This window comes from Allobosea sp., assembly GCF_048595345.1.
Classification (GTDB): Bacteria; Pseudomonadota; Alphaproteobacteria; order Rhizobiales; family Beijerinckiaceae; genus Allobosea.
On sequence record NZ_JBMDWH010000097.1, the window covers coordinates 1 to 2,442 of the forward strand.

The 2,442-nt window shown below is 64.7% G+C and carries 2 protein-coding genes and 1 tRNA gene; 1 reads left to right on the forward strand and 2 read right to left on the reverse strand.

The features are described 5' to 3' along the window. The first annotated feature begins 148 nt into the window (after positions 1-148). Complete coding sequence (locus ACOJTB_RS10160) at positions 149-418, forward strand: hypothetical protein (RefSeq protein ID WP_420102407.1); 270 nt, start codon at positions 149-151, stop codon at positions 416-418. Positions 419-556: 138 nt separating this feature from the next. Here the strand turns inward: ACOJTB_RS10160 and ACOJTB_RS10165 are convergent, their stop codons facing one another. Both ACOJTB_RS10165 and ACOJTB_RS10170 read right to left on the reverse strand, forming a co-directional pair. Further along, the gene (locus ACOJTB_RS10165; RefSeq protein ID WP_420102408.1) at positions 557-2,053 is read right to left on the reverse strand and encodes a site-specific integrase; all 1,497 of its coding nucleotides are present in this window, start codon (positions 2,051-2,053) and stop codon (positions 557-559) included. Positions 2,054-2,302: 249 nt separating this feature from the next. Beyond that, positions 2,303-2,393: transfer RNA gene (locus ACOJTB_RS10170), tRNA-Ser, on the reverse strand. Between the last annotated feature and the right edge of the window lie 49 nt (positions 2,394-2,442).

A 2,442-nucleotide genomic window follows, 5' to 3' on the forward strand; every position in this document is an offset into this window, starting at 1 on the left:
TCAACAATCGCCGGCTGCTGGAGCCCATCGGCAACATCCCGCCGGCCGAGGCCGAGGAACGCTACTACGCGATGCTGGACGAACCAGCCATGGCAGCATGACTCAAACGAAACGGCCTCCGACAAACCCGGAGCGGTTCAACCGTGTCATGACGCGTGACCTGGATCGGCAACTGGTATTGCAGCTCGGCGACATTGACGCCGGCGACAGCGAGTTACTCGGTCAGGCGGTCATCGACTTGATCCGTGGCTTGATGGCTAAAACCGACTACGCCATCGCGATGATGGAGCTGAAGCGTCACCCCGAACTGGTGCGGCAGCTGATTTCGCTTCAGCAACGGCGTTGGCGGGGCGACCACGAAACAGGCCTTCGGGAGCGCCTTCGTGAGGGTTTCCGGCGGCTGTTCTCGCGTTCATAACGATGTCCAGATGCTTTTCACCTGCCGATTGACGAAAGCCCAGGCCGCTCGAATTCCGGGCGACAGGCGACTTAGCCTTCAGTTTGACGACCCATTGAGGCCTGACCGCAGTCAGCTGACGCCAGACTTTCTCTAGCGTCAGCTCTTCTTCGGCCGGCCGCCCTTCGGGACCTTCTGGGCGAAGGCCTCGAAATCCAGCCCGTAAAGACGGGACCACGCGATCTGCTCCGGCAAAGGCGCTTCGGCCAGATGCTGCAGGTCGGCATCCGTCAGAACGGGATCGTAGCCTTCATGGACACCGTTGGTCTCGTGCCCGACCTGTAGCCGCAGGACGCGGGGATCGGTCCGGCGCTCGCGCTCGGCCCGGATTTTGCCGGCGCGCAGGGCATGGAAGGTCGAGGCGATAGCGGGGTCGACGCCCGCTGAGCTGTAGAGCCGCGACATACGCTTCTGCGCCGTGTCCGCAGGGTCACGAGCCTTCATCAGTTGCTCGAAGACCGGCCCGCTGCGCTGCTTAGCCCAGGCGACGAAGCCGCATCGTTCGAACACGTCGTGAAGGACGTAGTGCTCCAGGGATTCTTCGGTCTTGAACGGAACGACCACGACCTTGCCATCCCGAATCACCTGGGCTTGCGGAAAGACGCACCACTTGCCCTGGTACCTGCGGATGTCCTCGCGGTGCATGAACGCAAGGAGACCGATCCGGCGCCCTGTCAGGAGGCCGAGAGGGATCAGAAGAGCGTCGCAGAGGATGCCGGAGTCGATGCCGCGATCGAATACCTTGGCAATCTGGCCAAGATCGGGAGCAAGCCGGGTCTTCGGCGGCGCGGCCCGCTGCGGCATGCGGATACGCCCCGTGCAGCGCGGCGTCACCTCGGCCTTCCGACAGGCGTCAACGATGATGGCGCGCAGGCGGTTGACGTAGCTTTCGATGGTGTTGCGGGCGAGACCGGGCTTCTGCGTCTCGCGATTGCGCCGCACGATATCCGGCAGGTCCACAAGACCGACACCATCCATCTTGCTGACGTTAGGCGGCGTCCAGGACAAGTCATCGACGAAGTCCTGCAGGTCGTCGAGCTTATAGCCATCGACGGGCCGGTCGCCGACGAGCGTGATGAACACGGCCTTGCGGTGCGCCAGCGCCGAGACGTCCGGGTGCCGCTCGCCATGCGTCCGCCGCTTGAGCTCGATCGCCTTGTCGGCTGCGACGCTGAACAGAGGGCCGCTCGGTTCGTCCGGAGCCGGGCCGAGCCGGGAGAGCATGATCTCCTGGAGGCCGGCGATCTGTTCCGTCATTTCCGCGAATCGGCGCTCGACGGCGCCGGCCGCCGGCGCTTCCGGCACCCGCTTCAGGCCGAGCAGGTCGCGGGCGCCGTTCTCGGAACGCAGCGCCTCCACGAAGGGCTTTTCGTAGTGGATGCCTTCCTGTGCAAAGGCTCCATGGCCGGCCGCACGCTGGCCGCCGATCTCGATGAGCGCGTCGAAGGCCGCCGTCGTCGCCTTCTCCGCGATCGCCGGCGACAGGGCGCCGGGCTTCAGCGCGCCGAGCCCGAGCAGGACCGGCATCGCGGCCTTGAGGGAGCGCGCCACGTCGTCGCGCACCGTCTCGGGCGTCTGGCCTGTCACCTCTGTCATTTTCCGCGCGAACTCCACCTGCGCCAGCCCCGCGAGCGCCGTCGCCAGAGGGCGCGCTCGCGAATTCGGCAATGACCCCAAGGTCAGCCGGATCGGAGCAAGTGTCAAAAGGGGGTCGAATCGGCGCGGGACACGGATCTGGAAGACCTGCGAGCCGCCGTTCCGGGTCAGGAAGGCCACGGTTACAATCCCGGTTACAATCCGGAACGCCGTCCTTCTAAGCCATTGATCTGCAAGGGCAGTGAAATGTGGCGGAGACGGAGGGATTCGAACCCTCGATACCCTTGTGGGGTATGCTCATTTAGCAAACGAGTGCCTTCAGCCTCTCGGCCACGTCTCCGGCGCAAGGCTCTATGCCTGATTGCGCCGGGCTTTGACAAGCCTTGCCG